Here is a 25,229-nt window from a genome sequence, read left to right on the forward strand (position 1 = left end):
AAATCGCAATGTTCAGGACTGAATGTCCTGAAAATGAGGATGATATGGATAAACGCTTTTCAGCATTAGACCTGGACGCGCTGCGCAGCTTTGTGGAGGGGATTCAGTCCGCCAGTTTTGCCGAGGCGGCGGACAGGCTGTGTCGGTCCACCTCTGCGGTCAGTGCCCAGTTAAAAAAGCTGGAGCAGCAGTGTGGCGTGGCTCTGACCGTTAAGCAGGGGCGTACGCTGGCACTGACCCGAGAGGGTGAAATTCTGCTGAGCTACGCCCGACGCATGCTGGTATTAAATGATGAAGCGCTCCGGGCTATCAGAGGTGAGTTGCTTCAGGGCGAGGTACGGCTGGGTATGCAGGAGGACTTTGGCGAGTCCGTGATGCCGAAGGTCCTCGGCGATTTTCACAGACAACACCCTGAGCTTCGCATGACGGCACGTGTCGATCGCAACCCGCCGCTGCTGCGCGGCGTGGCGGCGAATGAACTCGATCTGGCGATGGTCTGGCAGGAAGGTCGAGAAGGCGACTACGTGCGAAGCGAACCGCTGGCATGGATTTGCCGGTCCCGCGAGGACATTGAGGTCCTTCTGCAACGAGGTGAGCCGCTCCCGCTGGTGATGTTTGACGCGCCCTGCCTCCTGCGAAGCCGGGCCATCGCGGCACTGGATGCCGCAGGTATTCCCTGGCGTATCGCTTATACCAGCTATAGCCTGAGCGGGCTGTGGGCGGGAGTTAGCGCGGGGCTGGGTATTACGCTCCGCACGCGTATTGGTCTGCCCGAGACGTTACGGATCGACAGCCACCTGCTGCCAGATGCAGGAGAACTGGGAATCGCGCTGCATCAGGGGAGCGCCTCCCCCGATGCAGCTATTACCAGCATGAAGGCGCTGATCCTCAGGACGCTGAATGGATAAGCGTTGGGACTTGCGAGAGTAAGAACAGGATTAGGCCTATCGTCCCGCCCACCAGCGTGCCGTTGACGCGGATGAACTGCAGGTCTTTGCCGATGTTCAGCTCAATCTGGCGGGACATGTCTTTGGCGTCCCAGCTTTTGACCGTGTCGCTGATGTGGCGGGTCAGGAACGCGGCGAAATCCGGCGCGACGCGGTGCGCGGCCTGCTCCAGATGCTCGTTCAGCGACGCGCGCAGGCTGGCGTCGTTTGTTAGCGTTTCGCCAAACCACAGTCCGGCGTTGGCGATGCGCTGCTTCACGCGCGAATCCTCGCTCTGCATATCCGCCTTCAGCCACTGGCGCAGGTCAGCCCACATCTCGCCCAGATAGCGGTTAAACGCCTCATCGTTCTTCAGGTAGTGCTTGATGTTGTCGGCTTTCGCCGCCATTTCCGGATCGTTTTTCAGGTTGTCGATAAGCTTCAGCGTGGCGCGGTCGAACGCCTGACGGATCTGGTGCGTGCGGTCGTGGCTGATATCGTCCAGCAGCGTGTTCACCGCGTTCGACACCATCTCCGCGCTTTGATCGCCCAGCCACTCCGTGGGGAGCACCATCGCCTTGCGCGGATGCTCGGTTTTGAGCCAGTGGACGATCTGATCGGCAATAAACTCCCGCGTGCTTTCCCGCTGAATCAGGGTAATCAGGCGGTTGATGATGGCGTCCAGCAGTACCTGATGGCGGTTGTTTTTGGTCATGCTCTCCAGCATGACGGCGCTGGTTTCGGTGAAATCGACCTTGTCGATAGCTTTATGCACCGCGCGTTTGAGCAGGCGCTGAATGCGCCCGTCGTCGGTTAACTCAAGAAAACCGCTCATCACCTGCATCAGATGCAGCCCGACGCGCTGGGCGTTGTCGGGCTTGCTGAACCAGGCGCCAATCATCTGCGCTGGCTCATAGCGGCGGATCAGCGCCACAAGCGACTGAGTATCAAGAAACTTCTCCTGCACGAACTGGCCAAGATTGTCGCCGATTCGGTCCTTATTGCGCGGGATAATCGCCGTATGGCGCGAAATAAACGGAATGGGAACCCGGCGGAACAGCGCGACGACGGCAAACCAGTCCGCCAGCGCGCCGACCATCGCCGCCTCGGCAATGGCTTTGACGCCGCGCACCCAGAAGGTCTGCGGCAGGAAGAGGGTGGTGACAAAGGCCGCGGCGGCAATCAGCAGCAGCGACAGCGCCAGCAGCTTGGCGCGTTTGAGTTCAGCGATTTTTTCCATGGGTTAAGGATAGAGGCAAGTGAACCAAAAGTGCAAAGCTGGTGTAAGGAGGAGACGCAATCTCTGCCTGAACACACGGCTTTTATATAAAAATTATATACATCAAAATTATATATTGTTAATTTTTCTATATTTTTTGTGCTTATTTATTTTGGACGTGATGTTTTGTGACCATCGTAGCCATTATAACGCTCTTATTAGCCATAAGATAAAGGACTATTCATGAAAGGAGACGGTATTGATGACATGGGAGTATAAAGTTTCGACAGGGATATTGAGTCATAATGGTGTGTTTGTCGCTAACTGCTACAGCGGTGCGGGTGAATCGAAAGATAAGCCAGAGTGTGAAAGTCAACGAAACAGAGGACCCATTCCCAGAGGTATTTATTTTATTGCCGGATGGAATAATCATAAAAGTGCTGAGTCCATTATTCTTGAGCCTATAGCGGGGACCAATACCTTTGGTAGAGATCATTTTCAAATTCATGGTGATAAAAAAGGTCAGCCGCCAGGTTCTGCATCAGCAGGCTGCATCATTATGAATGGCCAGGACAAGCGTCATATTATTTATGATTCAGGTGACACGATACTGGTGGTGCGATAATGAAATATATGATTGCACTGCTCTTCTTATGTGCTCCGATGGCTCTCTTTGCCAAAAACCACACTTCTGCGCAGATTATCCAGATGATAAACGATAAAGGTGCAAGAAGTGTTGTAGCAGAGTTATATGCTAATGATAGCGGTGAGTCGGAATGGTGGAATCATGTCATTCCAGAGATAGGTAAAGGAACTCAGGCATGGTTAGCCGTGGCGAGTGCCCTTGAGCCCGGAGTGGACGCCAGTACGGCTGAAGATTTAAAGGCATCGCTTTCTGAAGCCATCCCGCATAACCCTGAGGGTGTTTTAGCAATCTTAAATGACGATAAACCGTTACTCACTATTGAACAAGTCTGCGCTTTTGCCAATTTCCCCGAGACGGAAGCAGAGAGTAATAAGCTTTATGTCGATTCAATCAGGGAGATATTTAAGGTTAAAAGCCCAAAGGGTAAAAGATGTCTCGCCGTTATGATCGCCAACCTTGAACACTCTGTTCCATTCGATAAGGATATTTAAATGGCCATTCCGGGATATATGTCATTAACTGACGATGCGGGTAATATCATAAAAGGGAGCGTGAAAGTTAAAGACCGTGAAAACCAAATTAAGGTATTAGGACTCTATCATAACGTATGCTATAACTCTGACCTGCATAATGGCAGAGCGTTGAGTAAACGCCAGCATCGTCCCTTTCTTATTGAAAAGGAAATTGATGCCTCCAGCGTTTTTCTCTATAAAGCGCTTAGCACGGGCGGTACGCTCAGGAAAGCGACTATCGACCTGTACAGAATCAATGATGCCGGTCAGGAAGAAATCTATTTCACGATAACGCTGGAAGCGGTGAAGGTCGTCACGGTGTTTTCATTGATGCATGACGTGAAAAAGACTTATCATGAAAAACAGGGCCATCTGGAGCTTGTTTTGCTTCGTTATGAAAAGATTACCTGGCATTACCGTGACGGTAACGTTATTCACTCGGATGACTGGGATTATCGGTTAGGGGCTTGATTAACTTGCAACGGGAGACAAATGGTTTCCCGTTGCCAGAGTGTAATAATTTATGTATTTCAATCTGTTAACCGTGTGATTTGTTTTTTGTTAAAAATAGTAAAGTTCAAATTCTTATAGATTTTCCCTTCACCCCAGTGGTTTGTTGTTGGGCGTACTTTACCGACAACAATAATCTCGTCTTTTGGTTCGAGGTTTTCAAAAAAGGTAGCATCGTTACAAGTTAAACCTGGTGCGAAAAACTCTTTGCTTTTATCCTCATGCTCCAGTGTGCATACCTCTCCTTTGAGGGCGAAGAAATTATTCCTTTCATTATTAATGTGTTCTCGCGCTTTTTTAACCGTTATAAGAATTGCGACAGGATGAGCGATTTTTGCGGCCTTTTTAAAAAGAATGGGATAACGGTCTTCATCATAGAAAAAGTCATTCCAGCTAATTTTCTTGCCGTTATAATCTATCTTGACAAGGTCAGATAGTGTTTTCTTATCGCTGCTTTCCTCTATTTTTGCTCTGATTTTGGCAATGCCTGTAGCCGTGTTAAAGTAATCAGCGAGATGTTTTGCTGTTTTCTTATATCGAATTCGCTTACGAGCTTTCTGTTTCGGATCGGATTCTTCCTCTAATGTTAAAGTGGATTTTCTTAGAGCGGCACTGGCTTCAATAAGGACGTTCATTCGGAAGATGAACGCTGAATCTTGCGCTTCGAGGAGAAGTTTTCCGTCTTCAATATTCTGTGAATGGGCTACAAGAGAAGTAATCGCTGATTTGACGCTGTTTTTGCAATTGAATGCATGTTCCTCATTTTTCTGTAAACGTAAAAACGCTGAAATGTTCTTGCCGTTACGTTTGTGCGCCTTGACCCAGCTGATTTTAGCGGGGCAGAACTCACATATCAGCCCCTCTCTATCGCTCTCTTTAATATCTTTTACAGGAATGCGGGAGTGTACATTGCGCTCATCACGCGCGTAAAACATTTTTAATCCTTCGGCCATGATATGCTCCTTATAATCCTTGTTGCACCGGAAGAAGAATCTTTGCCAAAATCAGTTGACATATCAAATTTTTATCGAGCCCATATTTTGTTTAAAATTTTCTGCCTGCATCAATACGCCCAGATAGACCTCGTCGTTTGCTACAGGAGGAAACTTATGTTTATGCAGTAAAAGAATTAACTCAACTTTAAGTTTGGCTTTGATATCATCACGCTTACTCCAGTCTGGATACTTTGACGTGTTATCAACCACTGCTTTCATCTCTTTTGCCAGCGCCAGCATCTTGTCGTCTTCATAGGTAAACTGATACTTGTCACGCATATGTGCCAGGATGTCATAAAACGCTTTCTCTTCGATATCAATTCCCAAATCTGCATAAGTGCCCATTTCGGTTTTAATATCATAGATAATGTCGGTCATTTCCTGACTGAAGTGATCAAACTCTTCACCATTCAGCACGTCGTCTTCCCGGCGCTCATTATATTTATCCATGATGGACTGGAAGCGACGGGTGAAGTTGATCCCCTGAAGCTGGTTAATTTTTTTAAAGTCGCTGATGGCTTTCTCCAGCAGTTTCTGGAGAAGCTGGATCTTTGTTGCGGGCAGCTTGATCTTATTAATACGCGCCAGATAATCCTCGTCGAAAATATCGATCGATTCCGCTTTCTTATCGCCCAAGAAAAATAGTTCTTCCACGCCATCTGCCTTTAATGCGTCAGAAATCATCTCTCGAACGCGGGCGTTCATCTGGGTAACGTCAGGAGCATCGCCTTTAGTCAGCTTAAAGACGATGGAGCGCACGGCAAGATAGAAATGGATACGATCTCGCTCTGCCTGCGATAACGCTTCGCTGCCGCAGCAGACATCGTAGGCCGCCTTCAGGCGCTTCACCAGCCCCATAAAGCGACGTTCTATTTTCTGAGTTTGCATGACAAATTCTGCCGCCCGATTCAGACATGCCAGCTGAGCCTGAGGCTCTCCCGTAAAGTAAGCGCGGCTGTCGAAATCATGGAATACCTGCGACAGCAGGTCGAGATGGTTCTTCACCTCAATGACCGACTGCTGAATGTCCTCAAAGTTGGTGGCATCAATGCGGGAATACATCGCCAGTGCCTGGTTCATCTGGCGTTTGATGCCGATATAGTCCACCACCAGGCCTTTGCTTTTTCCTTCCAGCTTGCGGTTAACACGGGATATGGTCTGGATAAGGTTATGTTTTTGCAGCGGCTTATCGATATAGATAGTGTCCAGTTCCGGGACGTCGAAACCAGTGAGCCACATATCGACCACAATAGCGATTTTGAAATTCGACTTTGCATTTTTGAACTGTTTATCCAGTTCTTTACGATACTCTTTGCTGCCCAGCAGGTCGTACAGTTTGGCATCATCGTCTTTACCTCGCGTCATCACCATCTTGACCATTTCGGACGGTGGCAGCTCTTTCTGCTCCTGCTCGGTAAGCACAACCCCTTCAGGGGCCTGTTTGACCTCAAACCACGCCGGACGACAGTCTTTTAACTGACGATACAAATCCCAGGCAATTTCCCGGCTGGCGCAGACAAACATTGCCTTACCTTTCACCGTTGAGCCTTCAGCGACGCGCTTTTCATAATGTTTGGCAAAATCTTCCGCCAGCGCTTTCAGGCGATCCTCATCACCGAGGATCGCATTCATGGTAGCGCTGGCTTTTTTACTTTCATCAATTTGCCACTCATTGGTGCCCGCGTTAGCGCACTCTTCGTAATATTTCTCTACCTCTTCCAGCTTGCTGGCATCCAGGATCACTTTTGCAGCACGGCCTTCATAGACGATGCGTACCGTGATCTCATCCTGAACGGATTCGGTCATGGTGTAGCTGTCCACTACCGCGCCGAAGACATCCAGCGTAGCGTCTACAGGCGTCCCGGTGAAACCGACATAAGTGGCCGCTGGCAGCGAGTCGTGCAGATATTTGGCGAAGCCCCAGGTCTTGCGTACCTTGCCGCTCTCTTTATCGACGATCACTTTCTGATCCAGATTGACCTGGCTGCGGTGCGCTTCGTCAGAGATACAAATAACGTTGCTTCGCTCGGAGAGCAATTCGGTGTCTTCAGTAAATTTATGGATGGTGGTCAGGAAAACGCCGCCGCTATTACGACCAGCAAGCTTTTCCCGCAGATCGTCGCGGCTGGTGACGGGCTCCACGGTATCGTCACCGATATAATTTTTGGCATTACACATCTGCGTGGAGAGCTGATCGTCCAGATCGGTACGGTCAGTGATTAGCACGATGGTCGGGCTGGAAAACTCGACGCTTTTCATCAGCAGGCGGGTTAAGAACTGCATGGTGTAGCTCTTACCGCAGCCCGTGGCGCCAAAGTAGGTGCCGCCTTTACCGTTGCCGTAAGGTTTACGCGCTCGCTCAATACTGTAGTAGAGCTTGCGCGCGGCATAGTACTGCGGATAGCGGCAGCAGATTTTCACTTCGTGTTTGGCTTTATCCGGGAAGCAGATAAAGTTCTTAATCACATCCAGCAGGCGTACCGGGTGAAATAGTCCCTGAATCATTGAGTGCAGGGAAGGAATGCCGTCCTGCTCTCGGTTTTCGTTACCAGTGACTTTACGCCAGGAGTAGAAATACTCATAAGGCGCAAAAAGGTTACCCATGCGGTTATTGACGCCGTCGCTGATGATGCACAGCGCGTTATAAACAAACAGCTGCGGAATATCGCGACGATAGCGGGTGCTGAGCTGTTTATACGCATCACCAATATTGGCTTCCTGCTCTCGCACCGCGCTTTTAAATTCAAACACCACTAACGGTAGGCCGTTGATATACAGGATGGCATCCGGAATGCGCGGCTGGTTTTCTTTGCCGGTGATGGTCAGCTGATTAACGATCTTAATGCGGTTCAACGGCTGGATAAGATAGTTTGCAGGCGTTTCAGCAGCCTGTTGCAGTGGTACTTCTTCGCTATCGAATAGCTCACGCAGCGCGGCGGGCAGGTGCCGGGTATCGAGCAGTTCGATATAGAGATCTTTCTGCTGACGATCGTCGCGTTTAAACAGGAAGCCATTGGCCAGCCAGGTGCAAAAGATCTTATTGCTTTCGTAGAGATCGGAAGCGGGCAGGGTGGTCAACTGTTTAATCAGCCGCTGGATTTCGTCTTCCGTAATACCGTCAGCCTGATAGCGGGATGCGAGATAGTGGTGAAGATCGTCTTCAATAATCACCTGATCGAGGCTGGAACGCGGCACATTGTCGCCTGCCAGGTGCTGGTAGCCCTGCTCCTGTAACAGTTCAATTATTGCCTGTTCTAACTTCGCTTCACTGAATGAGAGATGCATATCCCGCTCCGGCCCTGGCTGGTTTTCTGGTAAGGGTTCCTGTAGTAAGAGAAAACCTTACCAGAAAGCCCCTGATTTTACAGGGGCAAAAATGCGTTATGCGGCTTCGGTTTGTTTGATGAGGTCGGGGAGATCCTCCAGGGACAGCTCGCCGGAGATGAGTTTGGGGAGCAGGGTGTCGCGGAGGTTACCCAAGATGATTTGCTCATTATTATGCGATTTTTCAATCCATGGCATAACGATACGATAAAAAGCATTAATGACTTGAACACTTGGAATGACTATCTGTTCAGCCCCAAGAAAATATTTTGTCTGAAAATTAGCGATACCTGTACTTTGATTTTGGTATTCCCACATTTTCCCATCATTATATATTTTGCTCAGATGCAAACTAATGATTAGTCCAAGTTCTACAGATAACGGCTCGAATTTGCGACAAAAGCTTGCAGGTTCGATAACACCGCCTAATCGATCAATGATCTGTTCAGTCATGAAAATTGAGCGGCCAGTCGACTGTGTTGGACTCCCACCTGAAACTTCAATGATAATGTCACCGACATTAATTCTTCTTTTTTCAAGCTTTTTCGGTTCAACCCATCGATATGGCGCAGAGCTTAGTTTTCCGGAAATTAAGTCCGGAATGTCTGTTCCACGTACAATCACAGCTTGTGTTGTATGTTTTTCATTCTCTGAATCACTTCCCCAGTCACCACCAATTGTATTTTTTAGTAAGCTATCAACATTTGAAAATTTCCAACCTTTTGGGATTAAACCCAAGTCCATTTCTTCAAATTCAGCCGGGAACAGTGCACGAACTTCCGCTGGAAGTTGTTTGAAATTTGCACTGTTGCGTACTTTTTGACGCAACTCGGCGCGAGATTGCAGCGCTTCCGGGATTGAGTTTCCCGCATCCAGTGCGTTATCAATCACCGGATCGAAATCCACAAACCAAGATTTGAACAGGGTTTGGGACATTTGTTCCAAGGTTTGGTTAATTTGGTAGTTTAGATTTATTTTGTTATCAATAGACTTGGAAACCTCAGAGATTCGCTTTTGCTCTGAAAGTGGAGGGAGCCTCAACTTAAATTGTTTCAAAATACCAAGGTTGATATGAGGAACTCCTCCAATAATAGCATTATTTTCAATCAATGCCTTGGCTTCATTAGTTCTGAAATATGTGTATATAAAATATGCATCCGCATGTTTCGGATTTACAGTCAACTTCATTTGGCTCTGCGACACAATATATCGTTCGTATATAGAGTCTTCAGGGATCAACGCTACTTGTCCCAACGTTCCTCGTTGTGTAAATACAATGTCCCCACGAAAGGCCATGTTGCGTTGTAATTCATTTGCTTTATCTGGAGAAACAAAAACAAATCCGCTCTCTGAAAATATGTCTCCGGCTAAATTGGTGCCTCGGATAACAGGAACACCTGAATCGACATAATGTTTTTGTGAAAGAGAAGAACCGAACGGGCCTCCAACACAACTATATTTCTCAGGTAACTTAATATCGTCAATGCTAACGATGGCCCACTTACTCCCCATAGCCCAGCGCCTCCAGGTTCTGGCGAATCGCCTTATCCAATTCTTCCGCCTGCTTCATCTGCGCAAACAGCGTCTGCGACAATTCGCGCATTTTGGTTTCAAACGCCACGCCGTCGTCTTCCTGCTCGGCAGCGCCGACATAGCGGCCCGGCGTCAACACATAGTCGTTAGCCTTGATCTCTTCAATTGTCGCAACCTTGCAGAACCCTGCCTGGTCTTCATATTGCGCCAGCTTGCTGTCGCCACGCTTAACGCGCTCGGCCAGCTCTTCTGGCGTGCTGCGCCATGCATGGTAGGTCTCGGCGATGGTGGCGATATCGTCCGCCGTCAGCTCTTTGGTGGTGCGGTTCATCATGGTGCCGAGATTACGCGCATCAATAAACAGCGTTTCGCCCTGACGGTTACGATAGCCTTTAGCCGGATCGGCAGCCTTCGATTTGGTCATAAACCACAGGCAGACCGGGATCTGGGTGGTGTAGAACAGCTGGCCGGGCAGGGCGATCATGCAGTCGATCAGATCGTTTTCGATCATCTGCGCGCGGATCTCGCCTTCGCCGCTGGTGTTGGAACTCATCGAGCCGTTTGCCAGCACAAAACCGGCGGTACCGTTGGCCGACAGCTTGGAGAGCATATGCAAGATCCAGCCGTAGTTGGCGTTGCCGGTTGGCGGCGTACGGTAGCCTGCAAAGCGCGGATCGTTAGTCAGCTCGGCGTCGTTACGCCAGTCTTTCAGGTTAAACGGCGGGTTTGCCAGAATGTAGTCGGCTTTTAAATCCGGGTGCTGATCGTTGAAGAAGGTGTCCGCAGGGCGTTCGCCAAGGTTGGCGGAAAGACCACGGATGGCGAGGTTCATCTTCGCCAGTTTATAGGTAGTGGCCGTAAGCTCCTGACCGTACAGAGCGATATCGCGGCTTTTCCCCTGGTGGCTTTCGACGAACTTCACCGACTGGACAAACATCCCCGCCGAACCGCAGCAGGGGTCATAAATTTTGCCCTGGAACGGTTCGAGCATTTCGGTCAGCAGCGTCACCACGCATTTTGGCGTATAGAACTCACCGCCGCCTTTGCCTTCGGTGGCGGCAAACTTGCCGAGGAAGTATTCGTACACGCGGCCGACCAGGTCTTCTTTCGACAGCGCTTCAACGTCGGTTTCGTGCGCCAGCGTTTCGATGTTGTCGATAGTGTCGATCAGCGATGCCAGCTTCTTGGTCTCCAGATCCTGACGGCTGAAGTAGTTATCCGGCAGCGCGCCTTTCAGCGTCGGGTTGCGCTTCTCAATAGTAGAAAGGGCATCATCAATCAGGACGGCGAGATTATCCTGTTTGGCGTTCTGTTTGATGAACGACCAGCGCGCCTTTTCCGGCAGGTAGAAGATATTGTCCTGCTGATAGAAGACCTCCATTTCCAGGAAGTCTTCCTGGCCTTCGTCCTTCATTTTTTGACGACGGGCCTCGAACTTATCGCTGATAAATTTCAGGAACACGAGGCTCAGCACCACGTGCTTGTACTCGGAGGATTCAACGCTACCGCGAAGCTGGTTCGCGGTATCCCATAATGTGTCTTCAAAGCCTTTCTTTGCTTTGGCTTTTTTTGTTGGTGCTTTGGCCATGATGAACTCAATCAGGAAAAATTTGGCGTCTATTGTAGCGATTAAGACGTTAAATTTCGCCTTTTAATCCCTCTTCCAGCTCATCAAAAACCTGTAAATCCACATCCAGCAGCTCGACCGCGTTGCTGCGTCGAATGCCAACATTATTCTCAATCAGCAGTTCAAGCAGCCGGTCACCATCTATCAAGGTAATAGGAGCCGCACCGGGATGCAGAGCCGCTTTTTCACAGTTCCCGGCAAAACGCCCGGTGGTGATGAGCGTGCCCCGGATCGCGCTGTGATAAGGCAACGCACCGCGTAACTGGTCGATAACAGGACGGGTAATATTGCTCTGCATACGCTTAACCTGCACCACTTCCGTAATGGTGGTAATGCCCACCTGAACTCTGCCGACAACGTCGACGCCCTTATCGCCCGACGCTTTGGTCACTTCCACCTGTTCATAACCCATCGCTTCCAGAAGTTGACCAATCAAATGCTCAAACTTGTAGGGATTCATGGTGCTGATTTGTTCGCGAAGCTGCTCTTTTTGCTGCTGGTTGTAGCGCTTCACCGCGTCCAGAAGTTCTTTTCGCGGATCGGCTTTTCGGGCCGGTAACGCATTCGCTAACCATGCCCGGCCTTTATCGGTGATGTAGTAACTCATCCCTTCACGGGCGACCATATCGCGATCGATCAGGTTGTAGAGGCGCGAGTAGAGCGTGCTTTTGATAGAACTGGTAGAAGCGAACTTTGAATGCTGGTGTAAAAAAGCCTGCCATTCCGGGAGTAAGTCAGCACGACGGGACATTTCACGTCCTGCAAGCAGTTCAAGGAGTTGCAGTAACCCTTCTTTATCGTCGAGCGCGCGTAACGTGGCATCGTCGTTATTCAGGAATTGCTGCCCGCGCTGGGTAGGGACCCAGGTATCTTTCTGCGTCGTTTCCATCAACTCGAAGACAGAAGAGTTAAGAAACAAATAGCTACCGTAGCTATGGCGCGGATTGAGGATGTGGCTATCCTGATTCCATATCCGCAGCGCGATCTCAGCGTCTTCGCCTTTCAGGCGTTCGTTGATCCACATATCAGGTTCGGACCAGTCGACCGGGTTTTGCGGAGTGCCGGTTTGTTCCTGAATCGCACTGATCATGTTACGTACAGAATTCACTGAATAGCCGGAGACGGCTTTCATCATTGCCTGAACCTGCGCATAGGTTGGAAAAAGTGGCGTAATGACTTTGTAATTTTTCACGTTGTTCCCTTAACGATTGCTGTGGCGTTAGCTTGCCACGTCAGGGAAGAAATACTAATAGCTAAGTCACTTATTTTGTAAGGTAATTAAGGCGTTGCTTTCTATAGGGGCAACACACTATTTGCCAGCACCCGCCACAGCACCCACCCGCCAAACCCCATCAGCACCCCGCCCGCCGTGCGCTCAATCCACCACAGCGAACGGCTGAGCTTCTGTTGCACCGCCGAAAGCCCCATCATCGACACCAGCGCCAGATCCCACGCCAGCACCACCATCACCATCCAGACGCCGCAGGTCGCCTGCTGAAGCAGCGTGACGTCCGGCCCGAGTAACGCCGTCATCAGCGCCAGGTAGAACAGCGCATTTTTTGGATTTAACAGCGCCGATCCCAGCCCCAGCAGGATCTGCTTGATCAGAGAAGGGCACCGCTGTCGGGTTTCTGCAAGCGTCAGCGCCTGCGGTTGGCTGCGCACCAGATGCGAGCCGATCCACAGCAGGTACAGCGCCCCGCATACCTCGATAAGCGTAAACAGCCACGTAAACTGGCGCAGCGCGCTCCAGCCGATAATCACCAGAACAATATAGAGCGCGTTACCCGCGGCGATGCCGACGCACAGCCCGGCGCTGCCGCGCAGCCGATAGCGCGCCGCGTAGCCCACAAGCAGGAAAAAATCCGGACCCGGGCTCAACAGCGCAACAAAATGCGCCAGCGCCAGAGCGAGAAAAGCGGAAGGGAAGAACAGTTCCATAGCGACCTCAGTTAACCATCTGAGGACAGGATACGGCGCTGCAGAAACTATTTATTGTCTGATATTGATCGGCCTGTGGCGTACTGGCGCGGCGTGGCGGCGGTATAGCTGACGAAGGTCTTATGAAAATGGCTCTGGTCGGCAAAGCCGCTCTGGTAGCCGACGTCGGCGATGTCGTCCCCGGCACGTAGCCGCGCTTTGGCGAACTCCACGCGGGAGATGTTGAGGAAGCTGCCCGGCGTCAGGCCGGTGTCCTGCCGGAAGGTGCGGATCAGCGTCTCCTTGCGCAGCGAGAAGCGTTGGGCAAGTTCGTCGAGAGAGGGCGGGCTGGTGAGATTGGAAAGAAACGCCTCCTGAACCTGCTGGCTGGTTGGCCGAAGCGCGTCTGCGTTATCTGCGCAGCGGGGAAGGGCAGAAAGCAGCGCCTCCACGGACGCTGGAGACATTGTCTTAACGACGTCCAGGTAATGGGCAAACAGGGCAGGGTTACGAATCACCTGTAGCGCCAGAGGAAGATCGGTGTCGATATAGAGCATATGGTAGCTGCGCGGCTGCCCGTCGACGGGGTTGCAGCTGTGCGGCACATAAGCTGGGATCGCAATGAGGTCCCCGGGATGAAGAATGTACTCTTGGTCATGGCACACGCAGCAGGTCTGGCCCTCAACAATCGCGCCGATGGAGAGTTGAGGGTGACAGTGGCGTTTGTACGCCCGCGTGCTTTGCCAGGTGCTGCGCAGCTCAATGCCTGAGGCGCGGTGAAAAGTCTGGCGAACGTGTCGGGTATCGGTCATGGAAACTCCTTCTGGACGTTTTTTATACCACGTCAGCGAACCGTCCGGCACTGCTTAACTCAGAACCTTCCGGATATACCCAACTTTACGTCCACAGCCAGTCATGTTGACTACCCTTAATACCCTAAGCGGTAAAACATGGAGATTCGATATGGCTTATCAGACAGTAAATCCTGCCACTAACCAGCTCATCAAAGAATACCCCTCACATACCGACGCGGATATCGAAGCGGCGCTGAAGGCGGCCGATGCGCTTTACCATTCGGAATGGGCGAAAGGCGACATCAGCCAGCGCCTGCCGGTGCTGCATAAGCTTGCCGACCTGATCGACGAGCGCGTGGAGGATCTGGCCAAAATCGCCAGCCAGGAGATGGGTAAGCTCATCGAACAGAGCCGCGGCGAGGTGAAGCTTTGCGCGCAGATCGCCCGCTACTACGCCGACAACGCGAAGCAGTTCCTCGCCCCGGTGAAGTACGACTCTGAACTTGGGGAAGCGTGGGTGGAGCATCACCCCATCGGCGTGCTGATGGCCGTCGAGCCGTGGAACTTCCCGTACTACCAGCTGATGCGCGTCCTGGCACCAAACCTGGCGGCGGGTAACCCCGTTATCGCCAAGCATGCCAGCATCGTTCCGCACTGCGCCGAGACCTTTGCGCATCTGGTGCGCGAGGCGGGTGCGCCGGAAGGGGCGTGGACGAACCTGTTTATCTCGTCCGAACAGGTGGCGAATATCATCGCAGACGATCGCGTGCAGGGCGCAGCGCTAACCGGCTCCGAAAAGGCGGGCAGCGTGGTGGCCGCGCAGGCGGCGAAGCACATTAAGAAATCGACCCTCGAACTGGGCGGTAACGACGTCTTCGTGGTGCTGGACGACGCGGACCTGGATAAAGCGGTTAAGATTGGCGTGAATGCGAGGCTCAACAACGCCGGGCAGGTCTGTACCGCGGCGAAGCGCTTTATCCTGCACGAGAAAATTGCCGACGCGTTCCTCAGCAAATTTACCGAGGCGTTTAAGCAGGTGAAGATTGGCGATCCGCTGGACGAGAGCACCACGCTGGGGCCGCTCTCTTCCAAAGATGCGCTGGAAACGCTGACCAAACAGGTTAACGAGGCGGTGAAAAACGGTGCCACGCTGCACTATGGCGGCAAGCCGGTGCAGCGCGACGGGAGCTTCTTCGAACCGACTATCCTGACGAATATCTCCCGCGATAACCCGGCGTACTTCGAAGAGTTCTTCGGCCCGGTTGCGCAGATGTACGTGGTGAAAAACGACGACGAAGCGGTCGCGCTGGCGAACGACTCCCACTACGGCCTGGGTGGGGCGGTGTTCAGCCAGGACATTGAGCGCGCGAAGAAAATGGCGTCGCGGATCGAGACCGGGATGGTGTACATCAACTGGCTCACCGATACCGCAGCAGAGCTGCCGTTCGGCGGCGTGAAGCGTTCCGGCTACGGACGCGAGCTGTCGGATCTGGGGATCAAAGAGTTTGTGAACCAGAAGCTGGTGGTGGTGCGTAAGTAAGAGGTAATAAAAAAACCTGCCGGTTGGCAGGTTTTTTCAGTTGATTACTGTACTTCGATCTTGTCCCAGCCGCTTTTGAACATGCAGCTGTCGACTAACGTATCCCGGCGATATTCATTCGCGTCTTCAACCGTGTAGCTCGTGGAAATATCCTTTTTCTTGTTCTTTTTGTCCGTTTTTTCCGAGCTCGAACCGGTCACTACGTTATCCGGAGGCAGATCGATCAGGGCCTGGGCTTCGCATTCCGTGAGCTTTTTATTCATCTCAGCGTCGCTCACGCCCGGTTTTACCCATTTGTACTGGACGCAGCCAGTGAGCATCAGCGTGAGGCTCAGAACACAAAGCGCGGTAATGCGGTGTTTCATCAGAAGCTAACTCCACCGCCGACATATGCGCCATCAATCAGGGTGTGGTTTGGACGACCATCTTTACCGTCAACGCTCACGTGGCGGTAGCCCACTTTCAGCGTAACCGGTTTGATTGGGGTCCAGCTTACGCCGCCGTTAGCTTCAACGTAGTTTTTCACGCTGTTGTTCAGGCCTTCTGGTGCCGCATAGCCTTCGCCATAGACGTGGATGTTGTCGGTCAGCGCAACATTTACGCCGCCGCCAATCGGGAAGGCCACGCCGTTATCGCCTTTTTTCGGGCCGATGTAGATGGCTTTTGCGCCCGCATTCAGCATCACCGGGCCCACTTCCAGATTGTAGCCTGCGCCCACGCCACCGGTCTGGGTACCGTCGTCGGTGTTTTTCAGCCAGTTACTTTCGAGATAAACACCGGATGAGGATTTGCCCATTTCCAGGTTGAGGTTGGTAAAGTTTTTACCCTGCTCAATGCTGCCGCCCATTGCCAGTGCGGAACCCGAGATGGCGGTCAGTGCAGAAAGAAGAAGAATGTTCAGTTTTTTCATGTTTCGTGCCTCATCATCAAATTAATCTGGAGGCACCTTAACAAGCGATGTTTATGACTGCAAATGTGATGCAAATCGACTTTTCATGCTGTAATTGTTAATTCTTTTATCTTTATTTGTAACGCTTAAGTTGGGTTGTCGGTGTGTCAACGCGCAAATTTCAGATATTGAGGAACAGTTTAATTTTTTGACTAAACGAAATCTGAACGAGGCAGGGATAGTGATTTGAGATGCATTAATTGCGCTTCTAATAATTTCCAATTCCATTTCTAAAATCACATAAAAAAACAAATTTTTACATTTTTATGGTCATTATTCGTTCAGATGTCCGGCCACGTTTCCTTTCCATGTCATTTTTCTGACACGTTTGTTCATTACGTTGTGGGCTTCACTTTCCGGATGCTAACAATATGAAAAGAAAAATCATTCCTGTGCTTATCGGCTGTACGCTCTCTTTCTCTGGCCTGGCGGCGCAGCCCACGGCTGAACGCTATGTTGTCAGCTTCCCTGACGGCTCACACGTGAAATACACCGGCGCGTTTGCCGGTGCGTTTCCGAATGGACTCCCGGTAGGGATTGGCTCCGGCCTGCTGTTTACGGGCAAGCAGGGGGATGCTCTGACCTTCGCGACCGTGACCGATCGCGGTCCTAACGCCGATGCGCCCAAAATGGGTAAAAACGAAGCCAAGATTTTTGTCACGCCGGATTTCGCGCCGCTGCTGATGACCATCCGCGTTCAGAACGGCAAAGCGGAGGCAACGGATGCCCGCCCGCTGCATGATGATAAAGGCGAGATTAACGGCCTGCCGCTGCAAAGCGGCGTGATTGGAGCCACCAACGAGGTGGCGTTCAGCGATACCCTTAAAATTCTGAAGGGTGACAACCGCGGACTGGACACGGAAGGCATCACCCCGGACGGCAAGGGCGGCTTCTGGCTGTGCGACGAGTATGGCCCGTTCCTGATTAACGTCGACAGCAAAGGGAAAATTCTGGCGATCCACGGGCCGCAGGCGGCGGAAGGGGAAAAATCCATCGCGGGCGGTCTGCCAAACGTTATTAAATGGCGCCAGCCGAACCGGGGCTTTGAAGGCCTGACCCGGATGCCGGACGGGCGGATTATCGCCGCCGTGCAAAGCACGCTGGATATCGACGGTAAGAGCAAAAAGCAGGCGCTGTTTACGCGTCTGGTCAGCTTCGACCCGGCGACTGGGAAAACGGCGATGTACGGCTACCCCATCGACAGCGCGGCCTACAGCAAAAACAGCGACGCCAAAATCGGCGACATCGTGGCGCTGGACGACCAGCACATCCTGCTGATTGAACAGGGTGAGGATAAAAATGACGCGATGCGTAACCTTATCTACAAGGTGGATCTCAGCAAGGCGAGCGACCTGACCGCTTTCGACAAGCCGGGCGAGTACCCGGAGTTTGATGATGAGAAAACCCTGGCGCAGCGCGGCATTACCCTTGCTGCAAAAACGCAGGTCGTCGATCTGCGCGCGCTGGGCTGGAAGCAGGAGAAGGCCGAAGGGCTGGCGCTGATCGACGGCAAACGGCTTGCGGTGGCGAACGATAACGACTTTGGCGTGAAGGTGGCGATGCAGCATCCGGTCGAGGGCAAAAAGCTCAAGGACTATCGGATTAACGAGGAAGGCAAGCTGACGCTGGATGATAAACCGGTGGAAACCACGCTCAGCGTGAAGCCGCTGAAGAAGCCGGAGTCAGAGAGCGAGCTGTGGATTGTGACGCTGCCGGAGGCGTTGAAATAATTTTACCCCTCATCCTAACCCTCTCCCCAAAGGGGAGAGGGGAAGCAAGGCGGTTATTTCTTCAGACCTGCAAACGCTGCTCGGATTTCTTCTTCCGGCAGCTGTATACCAATAAACACCATCACGCTATGCGGCGCTTCATCGCCCCACGGGCGGTCCCAGTCGGCGCTGTACAGGCGCTGTACGCCCTGAAACAGCAGGCGGTTCGGCTCGCCGTCGATCCACAGCATGCCTTTGTAGCGCAGCAGCTTGTCGGCAAACGAAAGCAGCAGGTTTTCCATTACCCGCGAGACCTCGCTGATGTCCACCGGATAGTCCAGCTCCACCACAATCGACGCTACGTCGTTTTGCTTGTCTCCCATAAAGTGGAAGCGCGGTTTCGTGGTGACGTTCTCCTCCAGCATAAAGCCGTTGGTGTTAAACAGCTGGGATAGATCGATATCGCCATGCGTCACCGTATAAATCGGCGCGCGCGAGTTGATGCGCGTCAGGCGCTCGCGGAGTTTTTCGCTGTCGCCTGCCACGTCGGTTTTGGTCAGCAGGATGCGGTCGGCGTAGCCTACCTGAGACTGGGCAATGGTGAACTGGTTCATCTGCTCGTCGGCGTGGACCGCGTCTACCAGGGCAATCACCCCGTCCAGCAGGTAGCGCTGGCAAAGAATATCGTGCGAGAAAAAGGTCTGAATAATCGGGCCGGGGTCGGCCATGCCGGTGCACTCGATCACCAGGCGGTCGAAGCCGATGTCACCGCGATCGCGGCTGTCGAGCAGGTCCAGCAGGGCGTCTTCCAGCTCGTTAGAGCGGGTGCAGCAGATGCAGCCGTTGGTCAGGGTTTTGATTTGCGTGGCGCGGTCTCCGATTAATTGATCGTCAACGGAGACTTCGCCAAATTCGTTTTCGATGACGGCGATTTTGAAGCCGTGCTGCTCGTTCAGGATGTGGCGCAGCAGGGTGGTTTTACCGGCGCCGAGGAAACCGGTCAGCAGGGTAACGGCAATCGGGGTCATGGTCTCTCCTTTAGCAGCAGCGGACGCCGCCTTCTCCACTTCCGCCGTAGCGCGCTTCCTGACGCTCGCGGAAGAATTCGGTGTAGGTCATGTACGGCTTATCCGGATGGTTGGTCTTCATATGCTCAACGTAGTTGTCATAGTCCGGAATGCCAATCAGCATTTTCGCCGCCTGACCGAGGTATTTTTTTGCTTCGCCTAAGTTACCAAACATTGAGAGTTCCAGATAGAAGAAGCCCGGAGGCGCGCAGCGATCCGGGCCTACAGTGACAGGCTTAATTAATGGTGTGAAGAGGTCTTCACGCCGCCTTCCGGCACCGGCACGTACGGGGTCTCTTTATCCGTACGGCCTTCGGTGTTGCGCACTTTCATCCAGGTTTTGATGCCGTAGAAGATAATGCTATACACCACCACCAGGAACAGAATGCTCAGACCCGCGTTGGTGTAGTTGTTCACCACGATATGGTTCATGTTGGCAATCTGCTGCGCGGTCAGATCCGCGCCGCCTGCGGCAATCTTCTCTTTGTACTGGTTAGCCATGAAGAAGAAGCCTTCCAGCTGCGGGTTGGTGCTGAACAGCTTCAGGCCCAGCGCCCAGGTGGTGCAGAGCAGCAGCCACAGCGCAGGAACCACGGTCACCCAGATGTATTTGGTGCGTTTCATCTTCACGAGGACGACGGTACCGAGCACCAGGGCAACGGCTGCCAGCATCTGGTTAGAGATACCGAACAGTGGCCACAGGCTCTTCACGCCGCCGAGCGGGTCGACAACGCCCTGATACAGCAGGTAGCCCCACAGGCCTACGCACCCGGCAGTACCCAGAACACCCGCTACCAGAGAGTCGGTTTTCTTCAGGAACGGCACGAAGTTGCCCAGCAGATCCTGCAGCATGAAGCGGCCCGCACGGGTACCGGCATCCAGCGCGGTGAGGATGAACAGCGCTTCGAACAGAATACCGAAGTGGTACCAGAAGCCCATGTCCGCCCACGGCAGCACTTTGTGGAACACGTGTGCGATACCCACGGCCAGCGTCGGCGCGCCACCTGCGCGGTTCAGCACGGACGGTTCGCCAATGTCCTTCGCGGTCTGCATGATCTGCTCAGGCGAGATCACGAAGCCCCAGGAGCTGACGGTCGCCGCCGCGTGTGCGCTGGCCTCTTTCAGCTGCGCCATGATCAGCGCGGTATTTTCCCCGCCCATCTCATGCAGGTTTGGCATGGTGATGCCCAGACCCGCCGGTGGAGTGTTCATCGCGAAGTACAGGCCTGGCTCGATAATCGACGCCGCAACCAGCGCCATGATCGCCACGAAGGACTCCATCAGCATCGCGCCGTAACCGATAAAGCGCGCGTCGGTTTCGTTAGCCATCAGCTTCGGCGTGGTGCCGGAGGCGATCAGCGCGTGGAAGCCAGACACGGCGCCGCAGGCGATGGTAATAAACAGGAACGGGAACAGGGCGCCTTTCCACAGCGGACCGGTGCCGTCAATGTACTGCGTCACCGCCGGCATTTTCAGCTCAGGGTTGATGATGACAATCCCGATCGCCAGCCCGACGATGACACCGATTTTCAGGAAGGTCGCCAGGTAGTCGCGCGGAGCCAGAATCAGCCACACCGGCAGCAGGGCGGAAACGAACGCGTAACCGATCAGCGCGAAGGTGATGGTGGTGTCTTTAAAGGTCAGCGCCGGGCCCCAGTACGGGTCGTGCGCAATCACGCCGCCGAAGTAGATGGAGGCGACCAGCAGCACAATACCGATCACCGACACCTCGCCAACGCGCCCAGGACGCAGGAAGCGCATATAGATGCCCATGAACAGCGCAATCGGTACGGTAGAGCAGACGGTGAAGACGCCCCACGGACTTTCGGCCAGCGCTTTCACCACGATCAGCGCCAGCACCGCGAGGATGATGATCATGATCAAGAAGCAGCCGAAGAGGGCGATAGTGCCCGGCACGCGGCCCATCTCTTCTTTGATCATCTCACCCAGCGACGAGCCGTTACGGCGCGAGGAGATAAACAGCACCATAAAGTCCTGCACCGCACCCGCCAGCACCACGCCCGCCAGCAGCCAGAGCGTACCCGGCAGGTAGCCCATTTGCGCGGCCAGCACCGGGCCGACCAGCGGGCCAGCGCCTGCAATGGCGGCAAAGTGGTGACCAAACAGCACGTAGCGGTTGGTTGGCACGTAGTTCAGGCCGTCGTTGTTAATGACTGCCGGGGTGGCGCGCGTCGGGTCGAGCTTCATGACCTTCTGCGCGATGTACAAGCTGTAGTAGCGATAGGCCACAAGGTAGACGGAAACCGACGCGACCACGATCCACAGGGCGCTGACGTGTTCGCCCCGGCGCAATGCGACAACCGCCAGACAGAAAGCGCCGAGGATCCCGAGTAAGGCCCAGGGCACGTGCTTAAGTAGTTTTTTAGTATCCATAGTAAGACCTGGTTTTTTATGTAAAGAAAAAAGGGTCAGGGTTCGTTGTGAGGAGGTATTGATTAATGCTGGAGCGATCGTGCCAGATCCGCGCGCGCGTAAAGGACGGTAAATGAGTGAGTGGTTGAAAGTGACGGGTGAGCGGTCAAAGGACGCGGCGAGTGGTTCAGGCTCGCCGCTGGTCGGGAAAATTATGTGATTGAGATCACGTGGTTTTCCGGGCTGCGCTCCATCGACAGGTAGCTTTCCAGCGTCTTGATGAGCTTCTCCTTCAGCCAGCTCGGCTCCAGGATCTGAATATTCGGCAGCCAGTAGAACAGCAGCGGCAGGATCTGGTTTTCGTGTGCCGCCTGGCAGCGCAGCGTGACGCCGCCGCGCCGCTCCTCCAGCAGCTCCTGTTCCGGCAGGAGATCGCGGCGCAGGAAGTAATGTGAAATATTATCCTTAATGAATATTTTCACGGTGAAAGTAGTTTCGGACACCCACGGGTCGAGGCTTTTTTCCAGCAGTTCCCGAACATTTTCATCAGGGGTAAAAAAGGTTTTTTGAACATCAAACCAGCTAATCTGGCTTAATGAAAAGGATTTCAACCGGCTATTTTCGGTAGCTTGTAAATACCATATATTTTTTTTGTTAATGAGTTTATAGGGATTAATCAGACGGGTTTTACCCTTATAAACGATCTGACAGACATTATGGTTCTTAATCGATTTCTCGATTTTCGCTAAATGGCGGCGGATATCACGCTGCACCGTGTGCTCTGCGTCATTACCGAGGATAAGAATATGGTTTTCGTCGACGCGCGCCTCCAGCTTTTGCCAGAAGTCCGTATTTCTTTCAGGGAAAAAGTTATCGGCATTCAGGAAGTTAGCCAGAGCATGATGTAATCCCTGCCCGCCGGGAGATTGGGCGGAGTGGATCAGTCGATATAGCCCGTTACCGGTATGTTCAACAATGGGCGAGAGCGCATTTAAATCCCGGTAGACGGTACGCTCGGTAATTTTAAATTTCTCCATTAGCGCACTGCGGTTTACCACCCCGTGTAAATGTAGCTCAAGGAGAATATCGACCAGACGTTCAGCCGAGCGGCTCCGCGTCGTTTTAGCCATAAGGTCTTCCTGTATATTGGGTATGCGCTGAACAATGCAAAAGCACTGACCGGAGATGTCAGTATTCAGGCACAGAAAATTTCTCTTATGGATATATAACGGCGTGATTTAGCGGAAACCTTAGGAATTTTTGTAGAAAGCGGCGCTGGCCCGAAAAAAGGCCAGCGCGAGGGGGATCACACGACGGCTTCCATCTCCATCATCACCGGGTGGAAACGGCGCTTAAAGTAGATCAGGCCGTGTCCCGCGTCACTCAGGATGATGTTTTTCACTTCGACAAGATAAACCAGATGCGTGCCGATGGTTTGCACCTGGGTAATCTCGCCTTCCAGGCTCGCCAGCGCGCCTTTCAGCACCGGCTGCCCCAGCGGGCCTTTCTGCCAGCAGGAGAGGGCAAAGCGCTCCTCCATTGCCATCCCCGTCATCCCGGCGAAGTGGCGGGCCATGATCTCCTGCTCGTGGTTCAGCACGTTGACGCACAGCCTGCCGTTGCCCTGAAAGACCGGGTTCATGGCGCTGTTGGCGTTAATGCAGACCATGACCGACGGCGGGGTATCCGTCACCGAGCAGACGGCGGTGGCGGTAATGCCGCAGCGTCCGGCGTCGCCCTCGGTGGTGACCACATTGACCGCCGCCGACAGGCTGCTCATTGCGTCGCGAAAACGCAGGCGTTGTTCATCTGAATGCATTGTAACCTCCCGCTGCGCTATTTCAGCAGCTTGTCGAGCATGTTGATATCGCTGTTGTTGTGCAGGTGCGGCACGGTCCAGCCGTGCTGGTCGTACTCGGACATGCAGCGGTCGACCATTGCCATCATCTTGTCCATATTCCCGGAGCTTTGCGCCTGACGCAGGCATTGCAGGCGGATCTCATCCTGGCTGCCGGAGTAGTTGATTTCGTACAACTCGTGACGACCCCCAAACTCGCTGCCGATGGCGTCCCACATCAGTTTCAAAATCTTGATGCGTTCGACGTGATCCATTCCGTTGGAGCCGCGCACGTACTTCGCCAGATACTGGTCGATCTGCGGGTTGTTCAGGTCCCGCGCGCTGGACGGCAGATAAATTAGCCCGGAGGTCACGTTACGTTCGATGATGTTCTTGATCTTCGCGTAGGCCATCGGGGCCATCACGCGGTAGGTTTGCAGCGCCGCGTGGTCCGGCAGGTACGCGCCGTTCACCCACGGCGTGGCTTCGGAGCACATGGAGTCGCTCAGCGCCCAGAACATATTGCGCCAGGCCACCACTTCGCCGAGATCCGCCTGCACGCCGCGGAACTCAAGGGTACCTGTGCACTCCAGGGATTTCTTCAGCAGGGCGGTGATGAAGTCGAGCTTCACCGCCAGACGTACGCAGGCCTGCAGCGGGTACATGCGGGCGAAGCCGCCCTCCATCGTCCAGCGACGGCAGCGGTCGAAATCGCGGTAGATCAGCACGTTTTCCCACGGGATCAGCACGTTATCCATCACCAGGATCGCGTCGTTCTCGTCGAAGCGGCTGGAGAGCGGATAGTCATACGGGGATCCGGTTGCGCCTGCCACCATCTCGTACGAGGCGCGGGAGATCAGCTTCACGCCTTCGGCATCCATTGGTGCGACGAACATCAGCGCGAAGTCCGGGTTTTCGCCCATCACCTGCGCGGAGCCAAAACCGATCATGTTGTAGTGGGTCAACGCCGAGTTGGTTGCGACGACTTTCGCACCGCTGACGATAATCCCGGCATCGGTCTCTTTCTCCAGCTTGATGTAGACGTCCTTCACCTCGTCCGCCGGCTTGTGGCGGTCGATCGGCGGGTTGACGATGGCGTGGTTGAAGTACAGGCCGGTTTCCTGAATGCGGGTGTACCAGTTCCGGGCGTTCTGCTCGAACTGGCCGTAGAAAGCCGGGTTAGCACCGAGCGCGCAGCCGAACGCCGCTTTGTAGTCCGGCGTGCGGCCCATCCAGCCGTAGCTCAGGCGCGACCACTCGGCGATGGCGTCGCGCTGCTGGCGCAGGTCGTCGGCGCTTTTCGCCACGCGGAAAAATTTGTGGGTGTAGCCGCCGCTGCCGGTGTCGGTGCCCCAGCACAGCGTATCCTGCATGTCCGGCTTGTGCAGGGCGTCGTACATCTGGGCGATGGACGCTGCTGCATTGCGAAACGCCGGGTGGGTGGTGACGTCCTTAACGCGCTCGCCGTAGATATAAATCTCGCGGCCATCCTGCAGGCTTTTTAAATACTCTTCGCCGGTTAACGGACGTTTGGCATCAGCGCGGAATTCTTCAGGCTTCATAGGGACCTCGTATCGGAAGATGGTTGTTAAATTTATGTTTTGTTTTTGTTGTTTAATTGAAGCGTGAGAGGGGCGGAACGTGAAGGGACGATTGGGACAACGGCGGGTACTTTTCGGGCGGGATTGGGATTTGTGATCTGTGCGGGTTTTTGGCGGGTGGCGCTGCGCTTACCCGCCCTACGAACC

Annotated in this window: 22 protein-coding genes; 6 read left to right on the top strand and 16 right to left on the bottom strand. The window is 53.3% G+C overall.

Annotation, left to right across the window (positions count from 1 at the left end; translation table 11 throughout):
* Window positions 1-44: 44 nt before the first annotated feature.
* Window positions 45-908 (top strand): LysR substrate-binding domain-containing protein, encoded by an 864-nt coding sequence (locus IM295_RS09520; RefSeq protein ID WP_193066601.1) that lies wholly within the window; start codon window positions 45-47, stop codon window positions 906-908.
* Here the strand turns inward: IM295_RS09520 and IM295_RS09525 are convergent.
* The gene (locus IM295_RS09525) at window positions 889-2,166 is read right to left on the bottom strand and encodes a DUF445 domain-containing protein (RefSeq protein ID WP_028015387.1); all 1,278 of its coding nucleotides are present in this window, start codon (window positions 2,164-2,166) and stop codon (window positions 889-891) included. The two genes, IM295_RS09520 and IM295_RS09525, sit on opposite strands and share 20 nt — an antisense overlap.
* Before the next feature lie 241 nt (window positions 2,167-2,407).
* Here IM295_RS09525 and IM295_RS09530 point away from each other — a divergent pair, with 241 nt between their 5' ends.
* From IM295_RS09530 to tssD, 3 genes are read left to right on the top strand one after another with little or no spacing between them, the layout of a single operon-like run.
* Entirely contained in the window at window positions 2,408-2,770 is a 363-nt protein-coding gene (locus tag IM295_RS09530) for a tlde1 domain-containing protein (protein WP_136486957.1), read from the top strand.
* Window positions 2,770-3,282: a hypothetical protein gene (locus IM295_RS09535; protein ID WP_193066602.1), complete on the top strand. Its 513-nt coding sequence runs from the start codon at window positions 2,770-2,772 to the stop codon at window positions 3,280-3,282. The genes IM295_RS09530 and IM295_RS09535 overlap by 1 nt, the downstream gene beginning before the upstream one ends.
* Window positions 3,283-3,774: a type VI secretion system tube protein TssD gene (gene tssD / locus IM295_RS09540; protein ID WP_193066603.1), complete on the top strand. Its 492-nt coding sequence runs from the start codon at window positions 3,283-3,285 to the stop codon at window positions 3,772-3,774. It abuts the gene before it with no gap.
* 59 nt (window positions 3,775-3,833) lie between these two features.
* On the opposite strand, the gene IM295_RS09545 is transcribed toward tssD, so the two are convergent.
* From IM295_RS09545 to IM295_RS09575, 7 genes are all read right to left on the bottom strand, one after another.
* Window positions 3,834-4,766 (bottom strand): hypothetical protein, encoded by a 933-nt coding sequence (locus IM295_RS09545; RefSeq protein ID WP_193066604.1) that lies wholly within the window; start codon window positions 4,764-4,766, stop codon window positions 3,834-3,836.
* A gap of 63 nt (window positions 4,767-4,829) precedes the next feature.
* Window positions 4,830-8,093 carry a type I restriction endonuclease subunit R gene (locus IM295_RS09550; protein ID WP_193066605.1) on the bottom strand — a complete coding sequence of 1,088 codons (3,264 nt, stop codon included), beginning with the start codon at window positions 8,091-8,093 and terminating at the stop codon, window positions 4,830-4,832.
* A 96-nt stretch (window positions 8,094-8,189) separates the two neighbouring features.
* A complete protein-coding gene (locus IM295_RS23070; RefSeq protein ID WP_226859465.1) occupies window positions 8,190-9,644 on the bottom strand; it encodes a restriction endonuclease subunit S in 1,455 nt (484 codons plus the stop codon).
* Window positions 9,634-11,253 carry a class I SAM-dependent DNA methyltransferase gene (locus IM295_RS09560; protein WP_193066606.1) on the bottom strand — a complete coding sequence of 540 codons (1,620 nt, stop codon included), beginning with the start codon at window positions 11,251-11,253 and terminating at the stop codon, window positions 9,634-9,636. Before IM295_RS09560 ends, IM295_RS23070 begins: the two co-directional genes overlap by 11 nt.
* A gap of 49 nt (window positions 11,254-11,302) precedes the next feature.
* Window positions 11,303-12,484, bottom strand: coding sequence for a restriction endonuclease (locus IM295_RS09565; protein ID WP_047367268.1), 1,182 nt, complete (start codon window positions 12,482-12,484; stop codon window positions 11,303-11,305).
* Between the two features lie 101 nt (window positions 12,485-12,585).
* Window positions 12,586-13,233 (bottom strand): LysE family translocator, encoded by a 648-nt coding sequence (locus IM295_RS09570; protein WP_193066607.1) that lies wholly within the window; start codon window positions 13,231-13,233, stop codon window positions 12,586-12,588.
* Between the two features lie 47 nt (window positions 13,234-13,280).
* Window positions 13,281-14,024, bottom strand: coding sequence for an AraC family transcriptional regulator (locus IM295_RS09575; RefSeq protein WP_193066608.1), 744 nt, complete (start codon window positions 14,022-14,024; stop codon window positions 13,281-13,283).
* Window positions 14,025-14,175: 151 nt separating this feature from the next.
* On the opposite strand from IM295_RS09575, the gene IM295_RS09580 reads away from it, so the two are divergent.
* Window positions 14,176-15,546 (top strand): NAD-dependent succinate-semialdehyde dehydrogenase, encoded by a 1,371-nt coding sequence (locus IM295_RS09580; protein WP_049138646.1) that lies wholly within the window; start codon window positions 14,176-14,178, stop codon window positions 15,544-15,546.
* Between the two features lie 44 nt (window positions 15,547-15,590).
* On the opposite strand, the gene IM295_RS09585 is transcribed toward IM295_RS09580, so the two are convergent.
* Entirely contained in the window at window positions 15,591-15,911 is a 321-nt protein-coding gene (locus tag IM295_RS09585) for a hypothetical protein (RefSeq protein WP_028015390.1), read from the bottom strand.
* A complete protein-coding gene (locus IM295_RS09590) occupies window positions 15,911-16,456 on the bottom strand; it encodes a YfaZ family outer membrane protein (RefSeq protein ID WP_049138647.1) in 546 nt (181 codons plus the stop codon). The genes IM295_RS09585 and IM295_RS09590 overlap by 1 nt, the downstream gene beginning before the upstream one ends.
* Before the next feature lie 410 nt (window positions 16,457-16,866).
* Here IM295_RS09590 and IM295_RS09595 point away from each other — a divergent pair, with 410 nt between their 5' ends.
* The gene (locus tag IM295_RS09595; protein WP_193066609.1) at window positions 16,867-18,225 is read left to right on the top strand and encodes an esterase-like activity of phytase family protein; all 1,359 of its coding nucleotides are present in this window, start codon (window positions 16,867-16,869) and stop codon (window positions 18,223-18,225) included.
* Between the two features lie 53 nt (window positions 18,226-18,278).
* Here IM295_RS09595 and yjiA read toward each other — a convergent pair whose 3' ends face one another.
* The 6 genes from yjiA to hpaB form a co-directional block, all read right to left on the bottom strand.
* Window positions 18,279-19,232 (bottom strand): GTPase, encoded by a 954-nt coding sequence (gene yjiA, locus IM295_RS09600; protein ID WP_048959792.1) that lies wholly within the window; start codon window positions 19,230-19,232, stop codon window positions 18,279-18,281.
* Window positions 19,233-19,242: 10 nt separating this feature from the next.
* On the bottom strand, window positions 19,243-19,446 hold the full coding sequence (locus tag IM295_RS09605; protein ID WP_003856610.1) for a YbdD/YjiX family protein: 204 nt from the start codon (window positions 19,444-19,446) through the stop codon (window positions 19,243-19,245).
* Window positions 19,447-19,511: 65 nt separating this feature from the next.
* Window positions 19,512-21,665 (bottom strand): carbon starvation CstA family protein, encoded by a 2,154-nt coding sequence (locus tag IM295_RS09610; protein WP_028015394.1) that lies wholly within the window; start codon window positions 21,663-21,665, stop codon window positions 19,512-19,514.
* Window positions 21,666-21,856: 191 nt separating this feature from the next.
* A complete protein-coding gene (locus IM295_RS09615) occupies window positions 21,857-22,774 on the bottom strand; it encodes a YafY family protein (protein WP_048957191.1) in 918 nt (305 codons plus the stop codon).
* Between the two features lie 176 nt (window positions 22,775-22,950).
* On the bottom strand, window positions 22,951-23,463 hold the full coding sequence (locus tag IM295_RS09620; protein WP_041911318.1) for a 4-hydroxyphenylacetate 3-monooxygenase reductase subunit: 513 nt from the start codon (window positions 23,461-23,463) through the stop codon (window positions 22,951-22,953).
* Between the two features lie 17 nt (window positions 23,464-23,480).
* Window positions 23,481-25,043 (bottom strand): 4-hydroxyphenylacetate 3-monooxygenase, oxygenase component, encoded by a 1,563-nt coding sequence (hpaB, locus tag IM295_RS09625; protein ID WP_058678933.1) that lies wholly within the window; start codon window positions 25,041-25,043, stop codon window positions 23,481-23,483.
* Window positions 25,044-25,229 lie beyond the last annotated feature (186 nt).

This window comes from Enterobacter cloacae complex sp. P14RS, from assembly GCF_014895895.1.
Classification (GTDB): Bacteria; Pseudomonadota; Gammaproteobacteria; order Enterobacterales; family Enterobacteriaceae; genus Enterobacter; species Enterobacter bugandensis.

What these genes read in the sequence shown, in the direction of transcription:
- IM295_RS09525 (WP_028015387.1), bottom strand. Translation starts at nt 2,166, where the DNA reads ATGGAAAAAATCGCTGAACTCAAACGCGCCAAGCTGCTGGCGCTGTCG.
- IM295_RS09535 (WP_193066602.1), top strand. Translation starts at nt 2,770, where the DNA reads ATGAAATATATGATTGCACTGCTCTTCTTATGTGCTCCGATGGCTCTC.
- IM295_RS09585 (WP_028015390.1), bottom strand. Translation starts at nt 15,911, where the DNA reads ATGAAACACCGCATTACCGCGCTTTGTGTTCTGAGCCTCACGCTGATG.
- IM295_RS09575 (WP_193066608.1), bottom strand. Translation starts at nt 14,024, where the DNA reads ATGACCGATACCCGACACGTTCGCCAGACTTTTCACCGCGCCTCAGGC.
- IM295_RS09550 (WP_193066605.1), bottom strand. Translation starts at nt 8,093, where the DNA reads ATGCATCTCTCATTCAGTGAAGCGAAGTTAGAACAGGCAATAATTGAA.
- IM295_RS09530 (WP_136486957.1), top strand. Translation starts at nt 2,408, where the DNA reads ATGACATGGGAGTATAAAGTTTCGACAGGGATATTGAGTCATAATGGT.
- IM295_RS09590 (WP_049138647.1), bottom strand. Translation starts at nt 16,456, where the DNA reads ATGAAAAAACTGAACATTCTTCTTCTTTCTGCACTGACCGCCATCTCG.
- IM295_RS09560 (WP_193066606.1), bottom strand. Translation starts at nt 11,253, where the DNA reads ATGGCCAAAGCACCAACAAAAAAAGCCAAAGCAAAGAAAGGCTTTGAA.
- hpaB (WP_058678933.1), bottom strand. Translation starts at nt 25,043, where the DNA reads ATGAAGCCTGAAGAATTCCGCGCTGATGCCAAACGTCCGTTAACCGGC.
- IM295_RS09615 (WP_048957191.1), bottom strand. Translation starts at nt 22,774, where the DNA reads ATGGCTAAAACGACGCGGAGCCGCTCGGCTGAACGTCTGGTCGATATT.
- IM295_RS09545 (WP_193066604.1), bottom strand. Translation starts at nt 4,766, where the DNA reads ATGGCCGAAGGATTAAAAATGTTTTACGCGCGTGATGAGCGCAATGTA.
- IM295_RS23070 (WP_226859465.1), bottom strand. Translation starts at nt 9,644, where the DNA reads ATGGGGAGTAAGTGGGCCATCGTTAGCATTGACGATATTAAGTTACCT.
- IM295_RS09580 (WP_049138646.1), top strand. Translation starts at nt 14,176, where the DNA reads ATGGCTTATCAGACAGTAAATCCTGCCACTAACCAGCTCATCAAAGAA.
- tssD (WP_193066603.1), top strand. Translation starts at nt 3,283, where the DNA reads ATGGCCATTCCGGGATATATGTCATTAACTGACGATGCGGGTAATATC.
- IM295_RS09520 (WP_193066601.1), top strand. Translation starts at nt 45, where the DNA reads ATGGATAAACGCTTTTCAGCATTAGACCTGGACGCGCTGCGCAGCTTT.
- IM295_RS09570 (WP_193066607.1), bottom strand. Translation starts at nt 13,233, where the DNA reads ATGGAACTGTTCTTCCCTTCCGCTTTTCTCGCTCTGGCGCTGGCGCAT.
- IM295_RS09620 (WP_041911318.1), bottom strand. Translation starts at nt 23,463, where the DNA reads ATGCATTCAGATGAACAACGCCTGCGTTTTCGCGACGCAATGAGCAGC.
- IM295_RS09595 (WP_193066609.1), top strand. Translation starts at nt 16,867, where the DNA reads ATGAAAAGAAAAATCATTCCTGTGCTTATCGGCTGTACGCTCTCTTTC.
- yjiA (WP_048959792.1), bottom strand. Translation starts at nt 19,232, where the DNA reads ATGACCCCGATTGCCGTTACCCTGCTGACCGGTTTCCTCGGCGCCGGT.
- IM295_RS09610 (WP_028015394.1), bottom strand. Translation starts at nt 21,665, where the DNA reads ATGGATACTAAAAAACTACTTAAGCACGTGCCCTGGGCCTTACTCGGG.
- IM295_RS09605 (WP_003856610.1), bottom strand. Translation starts at nt 19,446, where the DNA reads ATGTTTGGTAACTTAGGCGAAGCAAAAAAATACCTCGGTCAGGCGGCG.